The organism is Williamsia sp. z71 (genome assembly GCF_059553375.1).
This window is the reverse complement of record NZ_JCANWX010000004.1, coordinates 361,332-386,699: the sequence shown is the minus strand read 5'-3', so window position 1 is coordinate 386,699 and position 25,368 is coordinate 361,332. Positions and strand designations below refer to the sequence as shown.

At 64.0% G+C, this 25,368-nt stretch carries 22 protein-coding genes; 15 read left to right on the top strand and 7 right to left on the bottom strand.

Annotated elements, in window-relative coordinates; genetic code table 11:
- The first annotated feature begins 83 nt into the window (after positions 1-83).
- From AC51GR_RS12490 to AC51GR_RS12460, 7 genes are all read left to right on the top strand, one after another.
- Positions 84-2,288 carry an acyl-CoA dehydrogenase family protein gene (locus tag AC51GR_RS12490; protein WP_496324953.1) on the top strand — a complete coding sequence of 735 codons (2,205 nt, stop codon included), beginning with the start codon at positions 84-86 and terminating at the stop codon, positions 2,286-2,288.
- 92 nt (positions 2,289-2,380) lie between these two features.
- Positions 2,381-3,439: an acyl-CoA dehydrogenase family protein gene (locus AC51GR_RS12485; protein ID WP_496324952.1), complete on the top strand. Its 1,059-nt coding sequence runs from the start codon at positions 2,381-2,383 to the stop codon at positions 3,437-3,439.
- 5 nt (positions 3,440-3,444) lie between these two features.
- Positions 3,445-4,608: an acyl-CoA dehydrogenase family protein gene (locus AC51GR_RS12480; RefSeq protein WP_496324951.1), complete on the top strand. Its 1,164-nt coding sequence runs from the start codon at positions 3,445-3,447 to the stop codon at positions 4,606-4,608.
- A gap of 13 nt (positions 4,609-4,621) precedes the next feature.
- A complete protein-coding gene (locus tag AC51GR_RS12475; protein WP_496324950.1) occupies positions 4,622-5,656 on the top strand; it encodes a bifunctional MaoC family dehydratase N-terminal/OB-fold nucleic acid binding domain-containing protein in 1,035 nt (344 codons plus the stop codon).
- Positions 5,653-6,111 (top strand): hotdog family protein, encoded by a 459-nt coding sequence (locus AC51GR_RS12470; protein ID WP_496324949.1) that lies wholly within the window; start codon positions 5,653-5,655, stop codon positions 6,109-6,111. Before AC51GR_RS12475 ends, AC51GR_RS12470 begins: the two co-directional genes overlap by 4 nt.
- A complete protein-coding gene (locus AC51GR_RS12465) occupies positions 6,108-7,280 on the top strand; it encodes a lipid-transfer protein (RefSeq protein ID WP_496324948.1) in 1,173 nt (390 codons plus the stop codon). Before AC51GR_RS12470 ends, AC51GR_RS12465 begins: the two co-directional genes overlap by 4 nt.
- Positions 7,281-7,317: 37 nt before the next feature.
- Positions 7,318-8,952 carry an AMP-binding protein gene (locus tag AC51GR_RS12460; protein WP_496324947.1) on the top strand — a complete coding sequence of 545 codons (1,635 nt, stop codon included), beginning with the start codon at positions 7,318-7,320 and terminating at the stop codon, positions 8,950-8,952.
- Here AC51GR_RS12460 and AC51GR_RS12455 read toward each other — a convergent pair whose 3' ends face one another.
- Complete coding sequence (locus tag AC51GR_RS12455; RefSeq protein WP_496324946.1) at positions 8,953-9,696, bottom strand: SDR family oxidoreductase; 744 nt, start codon at positions 9,694-9,696, stop codon at positions 8,953-8,955.
- Between the two features lie 157 nt (positions 9,697-9,853).
- Between AC51GR_RS12455 and AC51GR_RS12450 the strand changes: the two genes are divergently transcribed.
- Both AC51GR_RS12450 and AC51GR_RS12445 read left to right on the top strand, forming a co-directional pair.
- Entirely contained in the window at positions 9,854-10,405 is a 552-nt protein-coding gene (locus tag AC51GR_RS12450) for a TetR/AcrR family transcriptional regulator (RefSeq protein WP_496325064.1), read from the top strand.
- A gap of 519 nt (positions 10,406-10,924) precedes the next feature.
- Positions 10,925-12,109, top strand: coding sequence for an HNH endonuclease (locus AC51GR_RS12445; protein ID WP_496324945.1), 1,185 nt, complete (start codon positions 10,925-10,927; stop codon positions 12,107-12,109).
- Between the two features lie 153 nt (positions 12,110-12,262).
- On the opposite strand, the gene AC51GR_RS12440 is transcribed toward AC51GR_RS12445, so the two are convergent.
- Positions 12,263-13,918, bottom strand: a complete 1,656-nt coding sequence (locus AC51GR_RS12440; RefSeq protein ID WP_496324944.1) for an MFS transporter — start codon at positions 13,916-13,918, stop codon at positions 12,263-12,265.
- A 196-nt stretch (positions 13,919-14,114) separates the two neighbouring features.
- Here AC51GR_RS12440 and AC51GR_RS12435 point away from each other — a divergent pair, with 196 nt between their 5' ends.
- A complete protein-coding gene (locus tag AC51GR_RS12435; protein ID WP_496324943.1) occupies positions 14,115-14,240 on the top strand; it encodes a hypothetical protein in 126 nt (41 codons plus the stop codon).
- 21 nt (positions 14,241-14,261) lie between these two features.
- Here the strand turns inward: AC51GR_RS12435 and chsH3 are convergent, their stop codons facing one another.
- Together chsH3 and kstD are read right to left on the bottom strand one after the other, a co-directional pair.
- On the bottom strand, positions 14,262-15,134 hold the full coding sequence (gene chsH3 / locus AC51GR_RS12430) for an enoyl-CoA hydratase ChsH3 (RefSeq protein WP_496324942.1): 873 nt from the start codon (positions 15,132-15,134) through the stop codon (positions 14,262-14,264).
- Complete coding sequence (gene kstD, locus AC51GR_RS12425) at positions 15,134-16,879, bottom strand: 3-oxosteroid 1-dehydrogenase (protein WP_496324941.1); 1,746 nt, start codon at positions 16,877-16,879, stop codon at positions 15,134-15,136. The genes chsH3 and kstD overlap by 1 nt, the downstream gene beginning before the upstream one ends.
- Before the next feature lie 163 nt (positions 16,880-17,042).
- On the opposite strand from kstD, the gene AC51GR_RS12420 reads away from it, so the two are divergent.
- Genes AC51GR_RS12420 through dmpG form a run of 3 tightly spaced genes read left to right on the top strand, consistent with a single transcriptional unit; the run spans position 17,043 to position 19,854 of the window.
- Positions 17,043-17,831 carry a 2-keto-4-pentenoate hydratase gene (locus AC51GR_RS12420; RefSeq protein ID WP_496324940.1) on the top strand — a complete coding sequence of 263 codons (789 nt, stop codon included), beginning with the start codon at positions 17,043-17,045 and terminating at the stop codon, positions 17,829-17,831.
- 37 nt (positions 17,832-17,868) lie between these two features.
- Entirely contained in the window at positions 17,869-18,789 is a 921-nt protein-coding gene (locus AC51GR_RS12415) for an acetaldehyde dehydrogenase (acetylating) (protein ID WP_496324939.1), read from the top strand.
- A gap of 3 nt (positions 18,790-18,792) precedes the next feature.
- Entirely contained in the window at positions 18,793-19,854 is a 1,062-nt protein-coding gene (dmpG, locus tag AC51GR_RS12410) for a 4-hydroxy-2-oxovalerate aldolase (RefSeq protein ID WP_496324938.1), read from the top strand.
- A gap of 92 nt (positions 19,855-19,946) precedes the next feature.
- Here the strand turns inward: dmpG and AC51GR_RS12405 are convergent, their stop codons facing one another.
- Positions 19,947-21,455, bottom strand: a complete 1,509-nt coding sequence (locus tag AC51GR_RS12405; RefSeq protein ID WP_496324937.1) for an MFS transporter — start codon at positions 21,453-21,455, stop codon at positions 19,947-19,949.
- A 212-nt stretch (positions 21,456-21,667) separates the two neighbouring features.
- Here AC51GR_RS12405 and AC51GR_RS12400 point away from each other — a divergent pair, with 212 nt between their 5' ends.
- On the top strand, positions 21,668-22,729 hold the full coding sequence (locus AC51GR_RS12400; protein WP_496324936.1) for a hypothetical protein: 1,062 nt from the start codon (positions 21,668-21,670) through the stop codon (positions 22,727-22,729).
- A 93-nt stretch (positions 22,730-22,822) separates the two neighbouring features.
- A complete protein-coding gene (locus tag AC51GR_RS12395; RefSeq protein ID WP_496324935.1) occupies positions 22,823-23,701 on the top strand; it encodes a hypothetical protein in 879 nt (292 codons plus the stop codon).
- Positions 23,702-23,724: 23 nt separating this feature from the next.
- Here AC51GR_RS12395 and AC51GR_RS12390 read toward each other — a convergent pair whose 3' ends face one another.
- Positions 23,725-24,081: a hypothetical protein gene (locus AC51GR_RS12390; RefSeq protein ID WP_496324934.1), complete on the bottom strand. Its 357-nt coding sequence runs from the start codon at positions 24,079-24,081 to the stop codon at positions 23,725-23,727.
- A 13-nt stretch (positions 24,082-24,094) separates the two neighbouring features.
- Positions 24,095-25,264, bottom strand: coding sequence for a 3-ketosteroid-9-alpha-monooxygenase, oxygenase component (locus tag AC51GR_RS12385; protein ID WP_496324933.1), 1,170 nt, complete (start codon positions 25,262-25,264; stop codon positions 24,095-24,097).
- Positions 25,265-25,368 lie beyond the last annotated feature (104 nt).

The window sequence follows — 25,368 nt, the reverse complement described above, 5'->3', positions numbered from 1 at the left end:
CCATTCTGCCGTCTCGAACGTGCAATATTAGAACAGGTTCTACTACGCACCGACAACTCCGAGTAGTCAGGATGTTCAGGCCCATGACGATCGCTACCACTCAAGAACATACCGCTGTGGCCGATGCAATTGGTCAATGGTCCAAAAAGGTGTCGGCGATCACCTCGGTCCGGGCGGCCGAGCCGGGATCCGACGTCCAGGCCGATGCCTGGCCTGCGCTGTTCCCCGAACTCGCCGGTCTCGGGGTGTTCGCGGCGGCCGTGCCGGAGAGCCAGGGCGGAATGGACGCGATGTTCATCGACCTCGCCGTCATGCTCGAACAAACGGGTTACGGCCTCGTTCCCGGTCCGGTGGCAGGAACGGCTGTCGGCGCACTGTTGGCCGCGGTGGCAGGTGTCCCGAACGAGAACGCGTTACTCGGACAGTTGCTGGCGGGGGAGGTCGGGGTCGCCATCGCAACGGGTGTGCTCACGGGCGGTGACATGGCGTTGTCGACCGAAGCCGAACGCGGAGTCCTGTCGGCCGACGGTGACCTCGGACTGGTGACCGGATACGCCGACGGAGTGGCCCTGCTGGCGCCGGTGGACATCGCGGGAAGTCGGCGGTGGGTGCTGCTGGAACCGAAGACCCCGGGTGTGGTCGGCGAGCGGGTTGAGGCCCTCGACTTCTCGATGGACCTCGCGCGGGTCCGGTTCGAACAGGTTCGGATCCCGGCCCACGAGGTCTTGCATGTCTCGGACTCGTTTGTGCGGGCCACGATCATCGCCGGGATCGCCGCTCAGGCGGCCGGAGTCGCCCGCTGGTGCCTCGACACCGCCGTCGAGTACGCGAAGGTGCGCGAACAGTTCGGGTCGCCGATCGGGAGCTTTCAGGCCGTCAAACACATGTGCGCGGAAATGCTCTGTCGCAGCGAACTGGTTGGTGCCGCGGCCTGGGACCTCGCCGAGGCCATCGACGAATTGACCGAGGCCGAGGGCGCCAATCGCGAGGCTGCGACCGTGCAGCTGGAGATCAGCGCCGCGGCGGCCGCGGCGGTGGTCGCCGAACTGGCCGTGGCCAACGCCAAGGACTGCATCCAGGTGCTCGGCGGAATCGGGTTCACCTTTGAGCATGACGCGCATCTCTACCTGCGCCGAGCGTTGGCCTGGCAGGCCCAGCTGGGCGGTCCCGGCCGGTGGCGCATGCGGGTCGCCGAGCTGAACCGGGCGGGGATCCGGCGGACGTTCACGATCGACCTGGGGGACGCCGAGCGTGACCGTCCGCAGGTGCGGGAGCAGGTGGAGTCGATTGCGGCCGCACCGGACCGGCGCCGGGCGCTCGCGGCAGGCGGATATCTGACGCCGCACTGGCCGGCGCCGTACGGCCTCGGTGCCGACGCGTCTCACCAGGTACTCATCGATTCCGAGCTCGAACGCGCAGGAGTTCGACGGCCGGATCTGGTGATCGCCGGCTGGGCGATCCCGACGATCGTCGCGCACGGTACCGATGCGCAGCGCGAGCGGTTCGTGAAGGCGACCCTCGATGGCGAATTGCTGTGGTGCCAGCTGTTCTCCGAGCCGGGCGCGGGTTCGGACCTCGCCTCACTGCGGACCCGGGCCACCAAGGTCGACGGTGGCTGGCGGTTGCAGGGGCAGAAGGTCTGGTCGTCGCACGCACACGAGGCCGATTGGGCCATCTGCCTGGCCCGGACGAACCCTGATGTCCCCAAGCACAAGGGCATCACCTACTTCCTGGTCGACATGAAGTCGGACGGGATCCAGACGCGGCCGCTCCGCGAGTTGACCGGTCGGTCCCTGTTCAACGAGGTCTTCCTCGACGACGTTTTCGTCCCCGACGACTGTGTGGTCGGGGAGGTCGACAACGGCTGGCGGCTGGCGCGCACCACGTTGGCCAATGAACGGGTGGCGATGGGTGGCTCGGCCCTGGGCAAAGAAATGGAAGCGCTACTCGAGCAGGTCGGTGACACGATCCTGACCGATGCTCAGGCCGAACAGCTAGGCGACCTCATCGTGCAGGCGCAACTGGGACAGGTACTGGATCTGCGGACGGTCCTCGGGTCGATCAACGGGACGGATCCGGGGGCGGTCGCCGGCGTCCGCAAGCTCATCGGGGTACGGCATCGGCAATCGGTACCCGAGTTCGCCCAGCAGCTCCGCGGTACCGAAGGTATGGCGTTGTCCCCGGCTGCCGACACATTCCTGCTGAACCGGTGCCTGTCGATCGCGGGCGGCACCACGCAGATCTTGCTCACGGCCACGGCCGAGCGCCTGCTGGGTCTGCCCCGGTAGCTCGTTCCGCGGCTTCGCCCAAGTCCGAAACGGACACCGTGTTCGTCTGATACAACTAGAACAAGTTCTAATTCTTCGGAGGGGTGTAGAACGTGGATTTCACGCTGGATTCCACCGCCCAAACTGTGAGCGATGTCATGGGCTCGGTGCTCGAACGGCACGAGACGGCCTGGGACGCAGATCTGACAGATCGCGGCGGGTTCGAGACCTCGTTGTGGTCGGCGCTCGGTGGCGGTGGCGTGCTCGCGCTGCCGTTGCCCGAGAGCCAGGGCGGTGATGATGTCGGTGTCGACGGGCTGATACCCGTCGCCACCTCCTTGGGTCGGTCCGCGGCCGTGACACCCGCCATCGGGACCCTGATCTCGGGCCTGGCGCCGTTGGCCACCCGGGCTCCCGATGCGGCGGCCGCGCTCGGTGCCGCGGTGCAGGCGGGCGGTTGGCTGGCCGCCGCGATCAACGAACCGGGCGCCGCCATGACGGCCACCCCGCACACCTCGGTGTCGGGCGGGAAGCTCACCGGAACCAAAACCGGTGTGCTGCATGCCGACGGCGCGAGCGCCTTGATCGTCGCCACCGACGCGGGTGTTGCCATCGTGTCCGCCGACGCCCCGGGAGTGACCGTTGTCCGGACGACCTCGTCGTCCGGATGGGGCGAGTACACAGTCCGATTCGACAATGTGCCCGTCGAGACCGTCGTCGAGGGCGATCCGGAGTGGTTGACAGCGCACCACGCGCTGGGCATCGCCGCCTACGCCGATGGACTGGTCGCCGGTGCGATGAACCTGACGGCCACCCACGTCACCGAGCGCATCCAGTTCGACAAACCACTCGGGACATTCCAGGCCGTGCAGCAGCAGCTCGCCGACATCTACGTGGTGGCCCGGTCGATGACATTGGCAACCACGGCCGCCGGCTGGCGGTTGTCCGAAGGTCTTGATGCGGGGACGGATCTGGCGGTGGCGACGTACTGGCTGGCGCAGGAGATCCCGGCGACGATGCGGACGATGGTCCACCTGCACGGTGGTATCGGCGTCGACCTCACGTACCCCCTGCACCGGTACTTCTCGATCGCCAAAGACCTGGCTCGTCTGGTCGGCGGACCCACCAGTCGTCTCGATGCACTGGCCGAGCAGGTAGAGGCAGGAGCGTAAACCTGATGTTCATCGATCTCACCCCGCAGCAGCGCGATCTGAAACAAGAGTTGCGCGAATACTTCTCGACGCTGATCTCCGACGAAGACGCGCAAGTCATGCTCACCGAGCGGCACGGTCCCACCTATCGCAAGGTGATCCGTCAGATGGGCAAGGACGGCTGGCTCGGCGTCGGATGGCCAAAAGAATACGGCGGCCGAGGTTTTGGCCAGATCGAACAGCAGATCTTCGTCAACGAGGCCGCGCGGGCGGACGTCCCGTTGCCGTCGGTGACATTGCAGACGGTCGGCCCGACGCTGCAGCTCTATGGGACCGACGAGCAGAAGCTACGGTTCCTGCCCGCGATCCTTGCCGGCGAGGTCCATTTCGCCATCGGCTACACCGAACCGGACGCCGGTACCGACCTCGCGTCACTCAAGACCACCGCGGTACGTCGCGGGGACGAGTTCATCGTCAACGGGCAGAAGATCTTCACCACCGGCGGGCATGATGCCGACTTCGTGTGGCTCGCCTGCCGCACCGACAAGGACGTGGCCAAGCACAAGGGCATCTCGATCCTGATCGTCGACACCACCGACCCCGGTTACAGCTGGACCCCGATCATCACCGCCGATCACGCCCATCACGTCAACGCCACCTACTACTCGGATGTGGTGGTGCCGGCGAACATGGTCGTCGGTGAGGTCAATGGCGGATGGCGCCTGATCACCACGCAGCTCAACCATGAGCGCGTCATGCTCGGACCCGCCGGACGACTCGACGGACTCCTCGCAAAAATCACGGAATGGGCGCAGCGGCCGGGGCCTGACGGCACCGTTCCGGCAAAGCATGCGGACGTGAAACGTGCTCTGGCAGAACTGCATGCCTATTACCGGATCAATGAACTGCTCAACTGGCAGGTGGCGGCGGGCGGTGACTCGATCTCGATGGCGGACGCCGCGGCAACCAAGGTCTTCGCCACCGAACGACTGCAGCACGTCCACCGGTTGATCGACGAGATCCTGGGCAGGCACGGGGATTTCTCCGACCCGCAGACCGCGGCCCTCGCCGACTGGTTCGACGTCCAGGCCAAACGAAATGTCGTGATCACCTTCGGCGGCGGTGTCAACGAGGTGATGCGGGAGATGATCGCGACCGCCGGGCTCGGCCTGCCCCGTGGAAAGCGCTGAGAGGAGTCCTTGCATGACAACTGTTGACGCGTCGGCGATCATCGCGGCCACCGACCGGGTCCGGGCCGCAGGAACCAGCGCTCCGGTCGCCGGACGTGACCCCATCAACACGGCCATGATCAACAACTGGACCGAGGCCATCGGGGATGCCAACCCGATCTATGTCGATGACGAGGCCGCGCGTGGGGCCGGTTACGACGGCATCGTGGCACCTCCGGCGATGGCTCAGGTCTGGACGATGCGGGGCTTGACCGGGTCGCGCGCCGACGACGACCCGCTCGGTCGGGTCACGCAGATTCTGGACGAGGCGGGGTACACGTCCGTCGTCGCGACCAATTGTGATTCGACCTATCACCGGTACACGAAGCCGGGTGAAGAGGTCACCATCGAGGCTGCGCTGACAGATGTGGTGGGGCCCAAACAGACCGGGCTCGGTGAGGGCTGGTTCTTCACCACCAGGAACACCTGGAAGGTCGGCGATGAAGTCGTCGCCGAGATGGACTTCCGGATCCTCAAGTTCCGGCCGCCTGCCAAAGACGCTGTGTCGGTCCGGGATCCTGGGCCCGCTGTCGCCGACAGTGCGGTGATCTCGTCGCTCAGTTCACCGACGTCCGGCTTTGATCCGGCAAAGATGATGCGCCCCACACCTTCTCTGGACACCCTGTTCTTCTGGGATGGTGTGCGCGAGCACGAGTTGCGCATCCAGAAACTCGAAGACGGGTCGCTGCGCCATCCGCCGGTGCCGGCGATCTGGAAGACCAAGGGTGAAGACACCGACTTCGTGGTCGCCGCCGGCCTGGGCTCCGTCTACAGCTATGTGGTGCACCATGCACCGAAGGTTCCGGGCCGGGAGTTGCCGTTTGTCGTCGCGTTGGTCGAACTCGAAGAAGGAGTACGGCTTCTGGGTGAGCTGCGCGGGGTCGATCCCGCGCAGGTCGAGATCGGACTTCCGGTACGTGTCGAGTTCCTCGACTTTCCGGCCGCTGATGGTGCAGATGCCTGGACGTTGTATGCGTGGCAGCCGGCTGGGACAGGAGTGAAGTCATGAGTGTTCCCGTCACCCCGCCCGCCGTTGCCGTCGGCCTGGAACTGCCCGGTCTCACGGTGAACGCGACGCCTACGTTCGTGGTCTCGACGGCCTTGGCCACCAGGGACTTTCAGGATGTCCATCACGATCGCGACCTGGCTCATCAGAAGGGTTCGAAGGACATCTTTGTCAACATCCTCACCGACACCGGACTGGTGCAGCGGTACATCACCGACTGGGCGGGGCAACGCGCACAGATCCGGTCGATCAAGCTGCGGCTGGGTGTTCCCTGGTACGCCTACGACACGTTGACGCTCGCCGGCACCGTGAGCGCGGTGGACGACGATCTGGTGACCGTCGACGTGGTGGGCAAAGACAGCCTGGGCAATCATGTGACGTCGGTGGTGACGCTGGTGATGGACCACACGAAAGTCCCTGCTCCGGCAGGGAAAAGCGAAGCGGAAGTGGGCCGATGAGCGGACTGTCCGGCAAGGCGGCGATCGTCGGTATCGGCGCCACCGACTTCTCCAAGAACTCGGGACGCAGCGAATTGCGACTCGCCGCCGAAGCGGTGACCGCCGCACTCGCCGACGCGGGCCTGACACCGGCGGACGTGGACGGGCTGGTGTCATTCACCATGGACACCAACACCGAGATCGCGGTCGCCCGCGCCTCGGGTATTGGTGAGCTGAAATACTTCTCCCGCATCCACTTCGGTGGGGGAGCGGCGTGTTCCACCGTGCAGCAGGCGGCGATGGCGGTGGCCACCGGGGTTGCGGATGTGGTGGTCGCCTACCGGGCCTTCAACGAACGGTCAGGGATGCGGTTCGGGCAGGTGAACACCTCGCTGGTCGCGCAGGACAACTCGTCGGGCACCGACAACGCCTTCAGCTACCCCCACGGACTGAGCACCCCGGCCGCGTTCGTGGCGATGGTTGCCCAGCGGTACATGTACGAATACGGCGCCACCAGTACGGACTTCGGGCAGATCGCGGTCGTCGATCGAAAGCATGCCGCCGTCAACCCGGAAGCCTTCTTCTACGGTAAGCCCATCACGCTCGACGACCATCAGAACTCGCGGTACATTGCCGAGCCCCTGCACCTTCTCGATTGCTGCCAGGAATCCGATGGTGGTGTGGCGATCGTGGTGGTGTCGGCCGAGCGGGCCAGGGATCTGCCGCACACCCCGGTTGTCGTTGCCGGTGCGGCGTCCGGCAGTGGTGAAAACCAATACATCATGACCAGCTACTACCGCGACGACATCGCCGGACTCCCCGAGATGGGCCTGGTGGGCAGGCAGTTGTGGGAGCAATCGGGTCTTCGCCCCGAAGACATGGACGTCGCGATCCTCTATGACCACTTCACCCCGTACACGCTGATGCAACTCGAGGAGCTCGGGTTCTGTGGTCGCGGTGAGGCGAAAGACCTTGTCCGCGAGCCCGGTGCGCTCGAGGTGGGTGGTCGGCTGCCGCTCAACACCCATGGTGGGCAGCTGGGGGAGGCGTACATCCACGGAATGAATGGCATCGCAGAAGCTGTCCGGCAGTTGCGGGGTCAATCGGTCAATCAGGTCGACGGGGCAGGTGCGGTGGTGGTCACAGCCGGAACCGGCGTCCCCACCAGCGGTCTCGTCCTCACCGCATAGTTCGTGCCCAGTTCTCGTCGCAAAGGAGATTTCTCAGATGGCTTTCAACCTCGCCGATGTATTCGAGACTGTCGCCGATTCGGTTCCCGACCGAATCGCGTTGACCTACGAGGGTGTCGACCACAGCTACCGCCTGCTCGAGCGTGAGTCGAATCAGGTCGCGCACATGCTGTCCGCCGCGGGAATCTGTGCCGGCGAGCATGTCTCGCTGTTCCTCAAGAACAGCCTGGAGCACGTCACCACGATCCTCGGTGTCATCAAGTTGCGCGCCGTCCCCATCAACATCAACTATCGATACACCCCGGCGGAGTTGCTCTACATCTTCGAGAATTCCGACTCGGTGGCGATCGTCGTCGAAGAGCTCGAACACCAGGAGAACCTGGCACAGATCGTCGGACAGATCCCGACGCTGCGTACGGTGCTGGTGATCGGTGAGGTGTCCCAGGCCTTGACCGATGCGGCGGCGCAGGCCGGAGTGACCATCGCTCCCTTTGCGCCGGAGGGATATTCGGATGAGCGCGACTTCGAACCCCGGACCGGCGATGAGCTGTGGGTTCTCTACACCGGCGGCACCACCGGCTACCCCAAAGGTGTGATGTGGCGGCACGACGATTTCTTCCACAAGCCGTTGTCGGGCGGTAACCCCTACGAGGACAACAACCCGCGTAAGAATCTCGGCGAAGTGGCCGCGGCGGCGAAGGAATTCCCGGAACTGGCGTTCCTGATCGCGGCGCCGTTGATGCACGGTGCGGCGCTGTACTCGCTGTTCACGTTCTTGACCCTGGGCGCCCGGCTGGTGTTGATGCGAGCATTCGACCCCGAAAAAGTGGTGCGCTCCATCGAGTCCGACAAGGTCAACGTGATCTTGATCGTCGGCGACGGCATGGGCTCCCCGCTGGCCGATGCAATGAACAAACTGAAGGACGAGGTCGACATGTCGGCCCTGTTCTCGATTACCTCCGGCGGTGCGGTCTGGTCGGTCGGTGTGCGGGATCGAATGGTCGCGGCAAAGCCGGAGTTGTTGCTGCGCGACAACTTCGGGGCCTCGGAATCCGGAAACGACGGTGCCTTCGAGGTTCGGGAGGACGGCACGCTGGCTATGCCGCCGTCGCCGAAGATGACCGTGCTCGACGAAAAACTGGAGCCGATCGAACCGGGCTCCGGCGAGGTGGGGATGATCGCGCGAATCGGTAACGTGCCGTTGGGTTACTACGGCGACGAGGAGAAGTCGGCGCGAACGTTCCCCACGTTGCCGGATGGCACCAGGGTGTCGGTGCTCGGCGACATGGCGCACGTCGAGGCCGACGGAACGATCGTCTTCCTCGGACGCGGCTCGCAGTGCATCAACACCGGTGGTGAGAAGGTTTTCGCCGAAGAGGTCGAGGCCTGCCTGCACGCGCACCCGGCAGTCGCCGACGCGTTGGTGGTCGGCGCCCCAGACGAGCGGATGGGTCAAAAGGTGTCGGCGGTCGTGGCGGTCCGCCCGGAGCAGACTGCGCCGACCCTCGACGAAATCCAGGAACATTGCCGGACGATGCTGGCAGGCTACAAGATTCCCCGTCAGCTGGTGTTGGTCGATGAGATCAAACGGACGCCGGCCGGCAAGGCCGACTACCGGTGGGCCAAAGACGCCGCACTCGGCGCGTCGGTGTCGGATGCGGTGAGTAGCTAGTCACGCAATACCGCCATTCGCGTACAGGGTCTGTCCGTTCACCCACCGCCCCGGTCCCGCCAGGAAGGCGACGACCTCTGCGATGTCGTCCGGCTCTCCCAATCGCTCGAGTGGTGCAGCACTGGCCAGCCGGTCGATCAGCTCGCTCGGTTTGCCGTCGAGGAACAGTGGTGTGGCGGTCGGACCGGGCGCGACCACATTGACGGTGACGTCGCGCCCTCGTAGTTCGCGCGCGAGTATCAGTGTCAACGCTTCGACAGCGCCTTTGGTCGCGGCATACGCAGCGTAATTCTGTTGTTGCAGACGGGTTATCGAGGTGGAGAAGTTGATCAGCGCGCCGCCCGGCCGCAGGTTCTTGGCCGCGAGCTGGGAGACGACGAACGTCCCTCGGACATTGGTCCGGTGCATGCGGTCGAAGTCGTCGAGGTTCATGTCGACTACAGGCGCAAGCAGCATGATGCCCGCGGTGTTGACAACGACGTCGACGCCACCGAACTGCTCGGCGGTTTGATCGAAGACATGCGCCATCTGCACCTCGTCCGCAACGTCACCACGGGCCGTGATCGCAGTGCCGCCCTGTTCGGTGATGCCGTTGGCCACCGTATCGGCTGCCGCGGCGCGTCCGGCGTAGTGGACCACCACGTTGTTGCCGTCGGCGGCAAGGCGTTCGGCGACTGCTTTTCCAATTCCGCCGGAGCCACCGAAGACGATGGCGGTGCGGGCGTTGTGCTTCGTGTCGTCCATGACGCACTCCGTTCATATGTGTACGAGTTGTACATAACTAAAAATGTAGACTACTTGTACATATGAGGCAAGGGATGAGGCCATGACGACGGACGGGTTGCCCGCCGACAAGGAGATCAAGCTGCGCGCCGGACGTGGGCGGCGCGCAGCCGCAGAAGTGCACGAGGCTGTTCTGGCTGCGACAGCGGACCTGTTGTTCGCGGGCGGGATCAAGGCCGTGACCTTCGACAAGGTCGCAACTCATGCCGGCGTCAGCAAGATGACCCTGTACAAATGGTGGCCGTCACCGGGGGCGCTCGCGCTCGAAGCGTATTTCGCGGCGGTGCAGGTGGAGCTGGGTTTCGAGGACTCCGGCGATCTCGGTCGCGATCTCAAAGGGCAACTGCATTCGTTCATCCACTTGCTCGTCGATACCCCTCGCGGTCGGGTGATCGCAGAGTTGGTAGGGATTTCTCAATCGGATCCTGCGCTCGCCGCAACGATCGAGTCGACCTATACGCGGCCGCGCCGTCAACTGGCGGTCGACCGTCTTCGATCGGCGCAGGAGGCGGGCGAGGTTGGTGCTGACATCGACCTCGAAGTCGTCGTCGACCAGTTGTGGGGCGCGGCCTATCACCGCCTGTTGCTCCCGGCGCAACCCTTGACCATCGCCTTCGCCGACGCGCTGGTCGACAACCTTCTCCGCGGCATCGGCACGCCCTCCGACTGAATCGGTTCTGGCTTCGGGTGCCTTTTGTCTCTGTCAAGACGCGACAGCGCTCGAACTTTGCCGAGAGGGCGATGGGGGGTCATCGCGCGCCTATGGCGACTTCTACCTGTGTGTTGGCGATCTTGAAATGACACCCGAGCGCTATTGCAGGGTCGGTGTGGAACACGCGGCCGGCCCAGATGTCGTGCACCGCTGGCTTGGTTGGTTCGATCTCAGATCTCGCGCCGGTTGCATGGTGAGTGGCGTCCATCGGTTTGGCGGCTTCACTTCCGAACTGAAAGCCGGGTCGGGGATCCACACTGTTCGTTTGGCTGACTATCGAAATGTATTGCGGTCGAGTCATATTCGACCGCTTAATCCCTTGCGAACATCTGTTCGAGTCGGTAGATTGGAAGCAGTTGGCCGCCGAGACTACGACACAGCCGAGTTAATCACCTCCCTTAGAGGATTGGCCACTTTCCCTGCTGCATTCGTGCTCTGGAGGTGTTTGTGATGCGGCTTCTCGATACGGTTGATTTTTTGGTTGACCTGGTATTGCCGGACGATCCCGGCGAGGTGCTCGGCATGACACGAGAATTGATCACTCTGCGTAACACCACCGAACATCAACTGGCGGTGTGTGCGGCGTTGATCGACGAGTCGGGTATCGCCCGGCAGGCCGGGTCGACGACGTCAAAGTTGTTGCAGGCCAACGGAGCAGCACCGGCATCGGCGTACCGATGGCTGCGGATCGGGCCTGTTTTGGCGGGTCTGGATCGTACCGCCGGATATTCACGCGACGGATTCCTGTCCTCCGAGCACGTCGATGCGGTGGTCAAAGGTGTCGCCCATGTTGTCGGGCGGTCCGAGGATCCGGTCACCGCCGAGCAGCAGGTCCGGTTCGAGCGGAAACTGTTGAACCACGCCATCTCCGGAGCGCCACCTGCAGAGATCAGCGCCGCAGCCCGAGCGCTGGGCAACGAGATCGCCAAAGACACCGGTGGTCCGCCGCCGGCAGAAGACCGGTCGCTGAACAGCCTCGAATACAAAGTTCGTGAGGGCCGTTGTGTCGGCACGTTCGATGTGGATGCGGTGATCGGAGAGAAGTTGCACTCGGCGTTGGATCGCTGGTCCCGGGCACGTCCGGAACCCGATGGTTCGGATGATCCGCGGTCCCCGACCCAACGCCGCGCTGATGCGCTGCATCAATTGTTGGACTGCGGCGGTGGTGGACAGACGTTGGTGTCGGCGCCGCGGACCGAGGTGATGGTGACCGTTCCTGCTGATCATCCCGAGGCTGCCACCCTGCCGTGGATGGGTCCGGTGACCGAGGCGACCGCTGCGATGTTGGCGTGCGATTCGGCGATCACCTCGATCACCCTCGATGGGCAGGACGTCCCGATCGATCTGAGTCCACCCAAACGGCTGTTCACTGGGTTGGTTCGCAAAGCGATCATCATCCGCGACGCCTGCTGCGTGAAATGCGGCGGCCATGCCAGCTGGTCGGACTGCCACCACATCGTGCACTTCGTGGACGGCGGCGCGACCACACTCGAGAACGGATGCCTGTTGTGCCGCACCTGCCATATGGCCGTCCACAACACCGGCTGGGATGTGATCATGGGCTCCGACGGACATCCTTGGCTGATCCCGCCGGCCGATATCGATCCGCAGCGAAGACCCCTACCGGCCTACAACCGCCGCACCCTGACCCTGGCAGCCTGACCCGCCGCCTGACCTGAACTACTGACTTCCCTTGGCGCGCCCGTCTTCTCGTCGGGACCGCGCGGGTGTCTTTGACAACTCCACAGTGTGAAGTGCCGCTCGGTGCTGTCGCCCGGCCGAAACCCGGCCGGGCGACAGCACCGAGCGGGAACGTCAATCGCTGATGTCTGCTTCGGCTTTGGCGGTGGCACGTTCCGCCGCGCCGTCGTCGACCTGTTTGGGTGTGATGAACACGAGGCCGATGGCCGTCGCCAGGCATACGCCGCCCAGGGCGAGGCACGAGGTACCCATCGGTCCTTCGAATGCCTCGATGGCGCCACTGCTGATCCGCGCGGCGAGTTCGGGCTGGACGGGGGACAGTTGGCCCGCCACCTGGAGCGCCTCTGCAAGAGTGTTGGTGATGTGCTCGGCGATGCTGTCGGCGGCGGTCGCGGCTTCTTGGGCCTGCGCGGTCTGGCCGGCAGCGTCGAGCTGAGTGGACAGCTGTTGCATCGAGGCCTCGGCGTCCGCGGCGACCGGTTCGATGTTTCGGGTGTAGCCGGCCGCCAGCAGACTTCCGCCGACGGCGATTCCGATGGCCGAACCGAGTTCGCGAGCGGTGTCGTTGACCGCCGAGCCGACGCCCTGGTTGTCGGTCGGTGTGTTGACCATGATCGCGGTTGTCGAAGGCGCAGTGGCGATACCCAGGCCGACGGCCAAGATGACCATGGCCACGACGATGGTCTTGTAGTCGTCGGGTTGAACCGCACCGAGATAGATGGCTCCGACGCCCATCGCGGTCATTCCGAACACCAGGATGATTCGCAGACTGGTTCGGGTGACGAGCCAGTTGCCGATCAGTGAGAACACCATCACCAGACCGACCATCGGCATCAGGGCGACAGCCGCCTTCAGTGGTGAGTATCCGAAAACCAGCTGCAACTGTTGCAGCAACACCAGGAAGATCCCGAAAACGACAAGGAACTGCACCGTGATGCTCAGTGTGCCGGCCGAGAAGGCGCGGTTGTTGAAGAACCGCACGTCGAGCAACGGATCTGTGCGCTTGAGCTGCCACCACCAGAACACCCCGATGAGCGCCAGACCACCGATGAGCGCGAGCAACGACAGCGGATCGAGCCAACCGCGATGGGGCGCTTCGATCAGGCCGAAGACAAGCGCGCCGATGCCCACTGCCGAGGTGATCGACCCGATCCAGTCGAACCTGCGCGCGGTCGAGTCCTTGGAGGTCGGGATAGTGCAGGCCAGCACGGCGGTGACGGCGGAAGAGACGCCGAAGGTGACGAATATCGAGTGCCAGCTGAAGAACTCGAGAAGCACGCCGGTCACGAAGAACCCGGCAATGCCGCCGGATCCACCAACACCTGCCCAGATACTCACGGCGAGATGGCGTTTGGATTCGGGTACACCGGCAGTGATCACCGACAGCGTCGCGGGCATGACAAACGCTGCGCCCACACCGGTCAGTGCGCGGGCGGCGATGAACTGATCGGGGTTGGACACCCAGATCGGTAGCAGTGAGCCGATGGTGAAGACGACGAGCCCGCCGATCAGTACCTCGCGCCGACCGTATCGATCACCGATGGCCCCGGCCGGAAGCAACAGTGCCGCGATGGTGAGGGTGTAACCGTCGATCAACCAGGTGACCTGGTTGGAGTTGGCGCCGACGGCCGGGGCGATGTCGGGTATCGCGGTGTTGAGGGACGCCATCGCGGCGATGACCAGGCTCAGCGCGGCGCAGGCGACAACTATGAGCCAAATTGCGCGGAAGCCGAGTCTGTCACGCGTCGGAGTGCCCCCGGAAGAGTCCATTTATCTAACTTAGGCGAGTGAAACCTGTTCCTGGCAACTGTTCGTGTTGTGTAATCGTTATCACTATCGCCGGTGTCGCTGGCCTGTATCACCTGTCACGTGTGTCACATTTGTCACGCTGGTAACACACCATCTCGATGTTGCTGGTGACGACCGACCCAGCCGGGCTGGCCATGTTCATTAGAGAGGGAATCCAATGGCCTCAACGCATGTCAAGAACACACCCGTCATCAAACTACGTATCTGGCGCGTCCTCACTCTGCTGGGCTCCTTGACGGCGATCTTCGTCGGCCTGGTTGCCATCTTCATGAGTGCCGCCTGACCCGAATCCGGGCAGGCTTCGTCAATCCTTGGGACGGATAGTTGTCAGCACGACATCGCCCAGCGCGGGCGCGTCGTCGCGGTCGGCCACCGTCGCCTTGATGAGGAGACGGGATCCGTCTTCCCACACCCTGATTCGTAACGTCTCCCCGGGAAAGACAACTCCGGTGAACTTGGCGCCGAACCGTTCGACCCGATTCACATCACCGTCGAGCAGGGTGTCCACAACAGCGCGGCACACCGTTCCGTAGGTGCACAGACCGTGCAGGATCGGCCTGGGGAAGCCTGATTTCTCCGCGAATTCCGGATCTGAATGCAGCGGATTGCGGTCACCGCACAGTCGATAGAGCAGCGCCTGCTGCGGGAGTGTCGTCGTCTCGATGACGTGATCCGGTTCGCGGTCGGGATAGACCACTTTGTCGGAGTTGCCCCGCTCTCCACCGAAACCACCGGCGCCTTTGGCGAAAATCGACGACCGTGCGGTCCACAATGGCTCGCCGGCATCATCGACGGTGGTGAACTCTTCGATGATCACCGCAGCCGAACCCTTGTCCTGCAATTCGATGATCTTGACCGTGGTGGTTGCCGATCCCGAAGCCGGAATCGGCTTGTGCAGCAGTACTTCCTGTGAACCATGAACCACGTCTCCGAGATCGATCTCGATGCCGGGCTTGGAGACCTTCGGTGGTTCCGTGTCATGGAAATGGGCTGCCACTGTCGCGAAGGTGGGCAACACCTTCGGATCGTTGTCGTCGAAATAGCCAAGGGCGGCACGGTCCAGCGGATCCGCCCCGGCGCCCACTCCGAGGTTGTAGAGCGCAACATCGGAGGCGTTCCAGCTGTAGGTCTCCTTCGAGACCACCGCACCCAGCGCGATATCCGGGTCGATCGCCATCAGCCGGCCTTCTCTTCCTTCACTCGGTCCTGTTGGGCGTGCGCGGCAATATCGAGGGCGGCGAGGTAGCCGAAAACCATTGCCGGACCGATGGTTGCACCGGGTCCGGCGTAGGTGTGGCCCATCACCGGCGCGCTGGTGTTGCCCGCTGCGTAGAGGCCGTCGATGGCAGAACCGTCGGCGCGAAGGGCGCGTCCCGACGCGTCGGTGTTGATGCCGCCCTTGGTGCCGAGGTCGCCGGGCACCATCTTCACCGCGTAGAACGGGCCCTTCGTCAGGGGGCCGAGACTCGGATTCGGCTTGTTGGTGATGTCGCCGTAGTAGTGGTCGTACTTGCTGACCCCGCGGCCGTAGTCCTCATCGACACCTTTCGCGGCAAACTCGTTGAACCGCTGCGTGGTCTGGGTGAGACCATCGGCCGGCACGCCGATCTTCTCCGCGAGTGCTTCGAGACTGTCGGCCTTGGCGATCACACCCGACTTGAACCAACTGCCCGGCAACGGCTGCCGCCCGGACACCGAGGCGAACATGTATCGGTTGCGGTAGGTCTGGTCGAAGACCAGCCAGCAGGGAAGGTTTTCGCCAGGACCCTCGCCCTGCCCGAACCTGCCGCCGTACATCTGATGAACGGCTTCGACATAGGGCAGGGATTCGTTCATGAATCGTCGGCCGCGGTCGTTGATCATGATGCTTCCCGGCAACGCGCGCTCCGACAACGCGAACCATGGTCCGCGGGGGAGCGGAATGGTCGGACCCCACCAGGCGTCTTCCATGAAGCTCACGCCGGCACCGATTTTGAGACCGGCGTTGATGCCGTCACCGGTGTTGGATTCCGCCCCGGTGGTCCACTGGGATCCGATGGGCTGGCGCTGGTACTTGTGCCGCATCTCTGCGTTGTGCTCGAAACCGCCGCAGGCCAACACCACGCCGTGGCGGGCATGGAGTGTGCGTCTTGTTCCGCCGGAGTCGACCACGATGCCGACAACCCGGTTGTTCTCGGTGACCAGATCGACGAGACCGGTGTTCAGCTGCAACGGAATTCCGGCCTGCCGCACACCGAGGAGCAGTTCCGACATCAGCGCGGCGCCCATCGCGATCAGCTTCTTGCCGGTGAGTTTGGCCCAGGCGAACCGCATTCCGACCTTCATGAACCGGAGCGGGCCCTTCCAATGCCGCAGCCCGGTGCTCAGCCAGCGATAGTCCGACTGCATCACGACCACGTTCAACGGGGATTTCGTGTACGGCGGGTGGAGGGTTTTGAAGTCGTCACCGAGTTTGCGTGAATCGAAGGGGCGGGGTTCGCAGGATCGCCCACCGACCCGGCCTCCGGGCGCTTCCGGGTAATAGTCGGAGTAGTTCTTGACCCATTCGAGGTCGAGTGGCGAATGTTCTATCAGGAATTCGAGGGCTTCGGGACCGCGGTCGATGTAGGCGTCGATGCGGTCGGGTGAGACCACGTCTCCGACGATCGATCGGACGTAGGTGCGGGCGGCCTCACGGTCGTCCTTCACCCCGTCGCGCTGCAGGATCCGGTTGTCCGGAATCCATACTCCACCGCCCGAGCGTGATGTCGACCCGCCCCAGTAGGCGGACTTCTCGACGATGGTCGTGCTCAGACCGTGCGCCGCGGCGGTGATGGCAGCACTCATTCCGGCGCCCCCGGCACCGACAACGATCACGTCATACGTTTCGTCTCCCGGGATCGGCTGATTGCCGTCGCCCTGTCCGCTGTCCGGACCACTCATGATTCGCCCCTTCGCGCATCGCCGACTTCCACCCGCAAGGTAGAACACGTTATAAACTGACTCAAGAGGCAGGCTATACCAGCCAGGAATGGGTTGGCGAGGTCTCTGGAGGGTCCAAATCGAAACACGTTCTATTTTGCGAGAACCGAGCAGGGGGCACCTGATGACGATCTCCGACCGGCTGCGCCAACAGATCGCAGACGATCTCGCGGCCGCCGAACAGCATGCCGTCGCCATCGATCCACCCGCCGCGGCGTACCCGGATCTCGACGTGACCGATGCCTACGAGATCCAGCTGATCAACATCCGGAAGCGACTGGCCGCCGGCGCGACGATCGCCGGGCACAAGGTGGGCCTGGCCTCCGAGGCGATGCAGAAGATGATGGGTGTCGACGAACCCGACTACGGGCACCTGCTCGACGTGATGCAGTACCACGAGCACACGCCGATCGACGCGACGAAGTTCTGCTACCCCCGCGTCGAGGTGGAGGTGGGGTTCATCCTCGGTGAAGACCTGCCCGGTGCCGGATGCACCAATGAAGACGTGATCGCCGCGGTGGAATGGGTGGTCCCCTCCATCGAACTCATCGACAGCCGCATCCGGGACTGGAAGATCTCGCTACCCGACACCATCGCCGACAGTGCCTCCTCCTGCGGGTGGGTGCTGGGCGAGCAGCGGGTTCGGATCGCCGATATCGACACCGGGAACATCGACGCCACCCTGCACCGCAATGACGAACTGATCGCCGAGGGCAATTCCAGCGCGGTCCTCGGACATCCGCTCAACGCGGTGTCCTGGCTGGCCAGGAAGGTCGAGAGTTTCGGGGTCAAACTGCGCAAGGGCGATGTAATCTTGCCCGGAACCGCGACCCGGGCGATCGATATTCGTCCCGGCGATCACTTTGTTGCCAACTTTGTCGGGTTGGGAAGTGTGACTTTGGATTTCACCTAGATTTCGCCACTGACACAGTCCAACGTTAGGAGCACACGTGGCAGACAAGATCACCGCAGCAATCATCGGGTCCGGCAACATCGGCACCGATCTGATGTACAAACTCGCACGCTCGGAGGTCATCGCACCGCGGTGGATGGTGGGTATCGACGCCGAATCCGAAGGTATGAAAAGGGCGGCGGCTCGGGGGCTGATCACGATGTCGGGAGGTGCCGACGAACTATTGGCATCGGAAGAGAAGCCGGACATCATCTTCGAGGCCACCTCTGCCTACGTGCATCGCGAATATGCGCCCAAGTACCAGGCGGCCGGCATCACCGCCATCGATCTCACACCCGCGGCCGTGGGACCTGCGGTGGTGCCGCCGGCCAACCTGCGGGAGCACCTCGATGCACCGAACACCAACATGATCACCTGTGGCGGGCAGGCCACCATCCCGATGGTGCATGCCGTGTCGTCGGTGGTTCCGGTGATCTACGCGGAGATCGTCGCATCGGTGTCGTCGGAGTCGGCCGGTCCGGGGACCCGCGCCAACATCGACGAGTTCACCAAGACCACGTCTCGAGGCATCGAGACGATCGGTGGGGCCGAGCGAGGCAAGGCCATCATCATCCTCAATCCCGCCGACCCGCCGATGATCATGCGCGACACCATCTTCTGTGCCATCCCCGAAGACGCCGACCTCGATGCCATCGCCGAGTCGATTCACAAGAGGGAGAAGGAAATCCAGGAGTATGTGCCGGGATATCGGCTGCTGCAGGATCCCCAGTTCGACCCGCCGAGCGTCGGCAACGGCGGGATGGCCCGCGTGTCGATCTTCGTCGAGGTCGAAGGCGCCGGCGACTTCCTGCCCCCGTATGCCGGCAACCTCGACATCATGACGGCCGCCGCCACCAAGGTCGGCGAAGAGATCGCGAAACTGAAACTGGCCGCAGCGCACAAGAAGGTAGGGGTCTGAGTCATGTTCGGTATCAACGATCCTCGCAAGTACAGCGACACCCTCGACATCCGAATCACGGACTCGTCGTTGCGCGACGGCAGCCACCACAAGCGACACCAGTTCACCGAGCAGGAGGTCCGCGACATCGTAGGTGCCCTCGACGGTGCCGGGGTCCCGGTGATCGAGGTGACGCACGGGGACGGTCTGGGCGGCTCCTCCTTCAACTACGGATTCTCCAAAACGCCGGAGCAGCAGCTCATCAGGGCGGCCGTGGAAACGGCGCGCTCCGCCAAGATCGCATTCTTGATGCTGCCCGGTCTGGGCATCAAGGACGACATCCGGGCGGCCCAGGACAACGGTGCCCAGATCTGCCGGATCGCCACCCACTGCACCGAGGCCGACGTGTCGATCCAGCATTTCGGTCTGGCCCGTGAACTGGGTCTGGAGACCGTCGGGTTCTTGATGATGTCGCACAGTCAACCGCCGGAGGTGCTCGCCAAGCAGGCGCGGATCATGGCCGACGCCGGATGCCAGTGCGTCTACGTGGTCGATTCGGCCGGCGCATTGGTACTCGAGCAGGTGTCGGATCGGGTCTCGGCGCTGAGGGCCGAACTCGGAGATGACGCGCAGATCGGATTCCACGGGCACGAGAACCTCGACATCGCGGTGGCCAATTCCGTTGCCGCCGTGCGGGCCGGAGCCCAGCAGATCGACGGTTCGGTGCGCCGCTTCGGGGCCGGCGCGGGCAACACCCCGGTGGAGGCGTTTGTCGGGGTCTGCGACAAACTCGGGATCACCACCGGCATCGATTTCATGAAGATCGCGGACGCGGCGCAGGACGTCGTCCGGCCGGTGATGCCCACTGAATGCCTGGTCGATCGGCCCTCGATGATGATGGGCTACGCCGGTTGCTACAGCTCTTTCCTCAAGCACGCGGAAGGGCATGCCGAGAAGTACGGCGTCAGTGCCGCGGACATCCTGATCGAGGCGGGCAGCCGCAAGCTCGTCGGTGGTCAGGAAGACCAATTGATCGATATCGCACTGGAACTCAAGAAGAAGCAGGATGCCAACGCCGGAAGATGACAGAGCTCGGGTCGGAAGACAGGTCTGCCGGACAGTTGTCGCCAACTGCCCGGCAGACCTTGCCGGTTGATCACCGGCCGTGGTCGAAACTGTCAGCCGCCCACGCGTGCCGCCAGATCGTCAGCCGGTGCGGGACCCGCCGCCGTGGCGTCGGGAACGGACAACCGGGTGATCTGACGGGGTATGCACACAGCGCAGAAGAGACCGACAAGTGCCGTGCCGCCGCAGAGCACCAAAGCCCACTTCATCCCGGTGGCGGAGAAGAATCCGACGCCGTCGACGACCGGACCGATGTGTGCGTTCATGATGCTGAAGGCGATGACGGGGAGAATGGCAGACATCATGGCCTGGCTGGTCGCCACCATGCTCGCGGTCGAGGCCTGCAACTGCGGTGGGACCGCCTCGAATTGAAGGTTGGGAATCGAGCCGTAACCCAGACCGGTGCCGAGGCCGATACCGATCATCATCACCACAAGGAGTGCGCGGCTGTCCATACCCGCGATTACGCCGAAGCTGCTCAGTGCCAGCACCGCGGCCCCCGCGATGGCCAAGATCCTCGGCCGGACGCCGCGACCCACGAGGAGGCCGACGACGAGGCCGCCGATCACGGTTGCGGCTCCCAGCGGTGACTGGAACAACGCGTAACCCTCGGCGTCGACACCGAATCCGTAGCCGAGTCCGAGAGCTGTCGGTGTCATGCACATCAACGGCAGCAACGTCGAACTCAAGGCGGTCGACCCGTAGAAGGTGCCTGCGGTGATTGTGGTCAAGCCGATTGATCGACGAGTGAGCAGTCCGAGATCGATCAACGGCTCCGGCACGATCCGCGCCGAGACGATCCATAGTCCGAGAAGGGCTATACCGCCCACCAAGAACGTCACGGTCCTCGCCGAGGACCATCCCCAGTCGGCCCCGAAACTGACCGCGATCAAGATCCCGCCGATGCCTGCACCCAGCAGGACTGCGCCGATGGGGTCGATCCGTGAGCGCAGGCGGTATGACGTTTCGTCGGTGGTCATCGCTATCCCGACGCCGACGACGGCAAGGATGATCGTGAAGAACCAGAACAGGCTGCGCCAACCGAAGCCGTCGATCAGCCAGCCGGTGATGAACGGCATCGGGACACTGATCAGGCCCATTCCACTCGTCGCGATGGCAACCGCCAACGGCACGATCTTTGCGGGGTAGACGTCACGGATGAGGGAGTAGCTCAGGAACAGGCATGACACGACCAGCCCGGCGAGTGCACGACCTGCGATCAGAATTGCGTAGTTGGGTGCGACGGCCGAGATGGCAGACCCCGCGGCCGCCAGAAATACGCAGCACAGCAGCACCTTCCGCTTCCCGTAGGTGTCTGCGACCTTGCCCAGCGTCGGGCTGATCACTGCGGCCACGAGGAGAAAGATCGTCTGGATCCAGGCGCCCTGCGTGGTCTTGAAGTCGGCCATGATCAGCGGCAGGCCGGTGGCGACCATCGAGTAGTTCATCGTCAACGCTTCGAGTAGCGCAACGATCGAGACCAGGGACAGTATCAATCTGGGCGACCACCCCCTTACGTTGTCCGGAGGTGGGGGTGTCGTGGTCGGCGCCGCTTGTGCCATGAGTTGTCCTTTCGCGAACGTTGCGCGCCGGTGGTGCGCGAGGTACAGCTCACAGTTGGTGGCATGTGTGGTGCCAGACACTTTCCGGCCAATGGGACGCCGTGGGAATAGCGCGCGGAACCGCATTGTCAGCGGGTTCGGGGTTACGATCTGTCCGAATCGGCGACTCCGGCGTGGGTCGGCTGCAGTGCGAGCTGATCACGAGGGTGCAGATGACGTACGACCGGACACGTGCAGATATCGGGTTGTTCGCAGCAAGATCGGGTGAGCGGCGACTACGGCTGGCGGGTTGTGTGCTTGCCGTGGCCGGGCTGGTGATGGTGGTCTTCAGTTTCTTCACCTGGACGGCTGCCGGCGACGACGGTATGAGCATTTCGGTGACCGGTATGGGCTCGGTGACGCTCGAGATCTCCGAGGAACGAGCCGCAGCGCTGGGCGGGGCGGACGAGGCTGCCGCGGAACTGGACAAACGGAGCAATTCCCCTGGCGTCGTCACCGCCGCACTCGGCGCGTTGATCGTCGTCGCGGGAACGGTGGTGCTGATCAACCGGTATCCGGGTATCGGGGCTCTGGCCGGTGCGGTCCCGGCACTGATCGGATTGTTCATGTCCCTGGAATATCTGTTCGCCCCAGGCGCTGCGGTGCTCGAGGGCACCGGTGACGCCGGGATCGGGTTTGCCGCAATCGGGCTGTGGTTGGTTACCGCGAGTGCGGCCGTGGCGGTGCCGGTGTCGTTCTACGCCGTTGTCGTTGCGCTGCGCGCCACGCGACAACCGCTCGCGCACAGGAACTCCGGTGGGGGTCGACCGGCGCGGCGGGCTTCGGTGGAGTCGTCGGTACATGCGGGTCCCCGCACCACGGCACCTCGTTACCGCGACCAGGTATCTGTCGCTTCACGCCCGAACCGCACCCACGGCCCTCGGCCGGAGCCCGGGTATCGGGCGCGCCCGGCCAATGCGACCTCTCGAATGGGCCGGCGCCCGTCCGAAGACGTCCTGCCGCACCCACCGTCAAGCGCCGGGGCAGGCACCCGAAAGATCGCATCGTACCGGCCGTCGCCCGGCAGCCGTCCTCGGTCGAATCAACCTGTATCCCATGGTGATCCGGCTGTACTGCCCCCGGTTCGGCGGGCCACCCCCAACCCGGGTGCCGATCGTGGGTTGCCGCCGATGCCACGCAGTCGCCGGGCGTCGCCGCCTCCACCGGGACTGCCGACCGCCGACAATGGTGACCTGACACTTCGCCCAATTCCAGGAAATCCCAAGGGCCTTTAACGATCTGTCGTGGAGCGTTACGATCAATAATCGCGTAATTGCATTTTTTTGTGCCCGCACACCGGCGGGCGGACGACAGATCAGGGGCTCACCATGACGTACGGACCGCCACCGGGAAACAGCGGTGGATATCCACCCGACGAGTCCGGCCGTCAGCCGACGACTGCGTTGCTGGCACCGTCGTCCAGTAACCGCACACTGAAGATCGCCGGAATCGCACTGGTCGTCGCGGGAGTGGCGATGGTGGTGTTCAGCTTCTTCAACTGGGCATCCCAGGACCTGGGCCTGGGCGGGATCTCCATCACCGGAACCGGTTCCGTCTCAATCGATGCCGGCGGCAGCAACGCGCGCCCGGACCAGGTCGCCGTGGCCGAAGCCAGGGCAGAGGAAGACACGAGCGCTCCCGGCCTCTACACGATGGTTGTCGGCGTGCTCGTCGTCGGCGCGGGTGCTGCATTGATCGTCAACATATTCCCCGCGATTGCGGCCCTCGTCGGCGCTGTGCTGGGGGTGATCGCGGTGGTCATGGTGTTGATCTTCATATCTGATCCGGGAAGCGCAGTGGTCAGCGGAGATGCCGGCGACACATCCGAAGTCAGTGCGGGCTGGGGCTTGTGGCTCGTCACCGTGGGCGCGTTTGCCGCGCTGGTTATCGCCTGCCTTGCCACCTACCTCGCGCTGACCGCCAAGCCCGGCATCCCGGCCGCCGGCCCCGGCCATGGTCAGCCGCTGCCGCAGGGTTACGGTGTGCCGCAACAAGATCACGGTGTTCCGCAACAGCAACCCGGTGGTTATGGCCAGGCTCCGCCGCAGGGGTACGGGCAGCCGCAGGGGTACGGACAGCCACCTGCCGGTGGTTACGGTCCGCCGCCGCAGGGTCCCGGCCCGGATCCTGCTCGGAATCCGGGGCCTGCACAGAATCCGAGCCCGGAGCCCGAAGGTGGGCAACCGGGAGCAGAGAAGGAGCAGTAGCCCTTTACGTTGCCGGCGGCGGGTCAGTAGTACCCGTCGGGGTCGACGTCCGGTGACTCCTTGGCGACGATGCCCTCGCTGACGCCATGATCGATACTTGCGGACAGTCGCGGGCAGGTCGGGTGCATCGCGGGGTTTCCGCCGGTGGCCCGGATGGCCTCGAGTTCAGGACACTGTTCGCGCGCCTGTGCGGTCCACTGCACGCTGGTGTGATGGGGGCTGTATTTCTTCACCAGCACATGAGCGTGGCAGGCCCGGCACTCGATCTCGGTCAGGCCACCACGGAGGTAGTGTTCCTTGTCCCGGAAGGTGGCAGCGCGGACTGCAGCCCGGTGCTCCGGATCGGTGAAATCCGGGGCCTTGGCCCAGTCCGAGGTCATGACCGATCGGACATCAGGTCGCCGATACCGTATCTGCGGCATCCTTATCCGCCGTCTCGCGCTCTGCCTTGAGCCGTAGATTCTCCTCGACCTCGAGATTCCAGTTCTCGAGCGCCTTGGTGGTGTCGATCTCGTACTCGTAGCGCTGGGTCATCTCTTCGGTGACATCGGCGACGTCGACATAGAACTGTTCGTACCAGCGGCGCAGTTGGTAGACCGGACCGTCTTCCTCGACGAGCAGGGGATTGTCGATGCGGCTCTTGTGCTTCCAGATCTCGACGTCCTGAAGGAAACCGACCTCGATGCCGGCGGTGATCTTGGTTGCCATCTTGTTGGCCTGCGCGGGGGTCAGCCCGTCCGGGATCTTGGCCATCACGCCGTACATCAGGACGAACGAGTTGTTGTCGATCGGGTAGTGGCAATTGGTCAGGATCGTCTCGATGGCGAATCCGTTGTAGTGCTGCACCATCGGGTTGAGCATGTAGGCGGGCCCGTAGTACGCGGCGATCGACTCGAGTCGGGTGTCGCCGTATGCGGTGCCGATCTCGATGTCGGGCCGGCCATGCGAGTTCATGTACTGCGCCGCGGTCTCGCCTTCGAAGACGTTCTTGAAGTAGTCCGGCAGCGAGTAGTGAACGTAGAAGAAGTGCGCCATGTCGACCACGTTGTCGATGATCTCGCGGCAGTTCGAGCCCTCGATGACGATCTTGTTCCAGGTCCATTCGGTCCACTGGTCACTGCCGAACTCTTCGAGTTCCGGGATGACGACGTTGTCCGGCGGCGGGGTGCCCTCCGGGTCGTTGTAGACGAAGATCTGGCCGTTGCGGATCATGCCCGGCCAGGAGCGGGTCTTGGCGAGCTTGGGGGCGCGTTTTGCATAGGGCACGCCGGCGCAACGACCGTTGCCCTTCCAGCGCCAGTCGTGGAATGGGCAGGCGACGTTGCCGTCCTTGATCGATCCCTGCGACAGGTCCCCGCCCATGTGCCGGCAGTAGGCGTCGAGGATCTTCAGTTCGCCCTCGGATACCCAGACCACCAGCTTGGTGCCGAAGACCTGGACCGAATGCGGATTCCCGTCGTCGTAATCGGACAGCAACCCCAGGCAGTGCCAACCCCGCGCGAAGCGGGTCGGTGGGGTTCCGGTGTCGATTTCGCGGATCGCGCCGCCATCGATGTCGGTCATCTGCTGCTCCCTCATACTTTGCTTGCCCGCCTTGTCGGCACATCCTGGTGCTTCTCGCTTGTTAAGCACAGACGCTTAGTAGAACATGTTACAAAAGAGTCGGG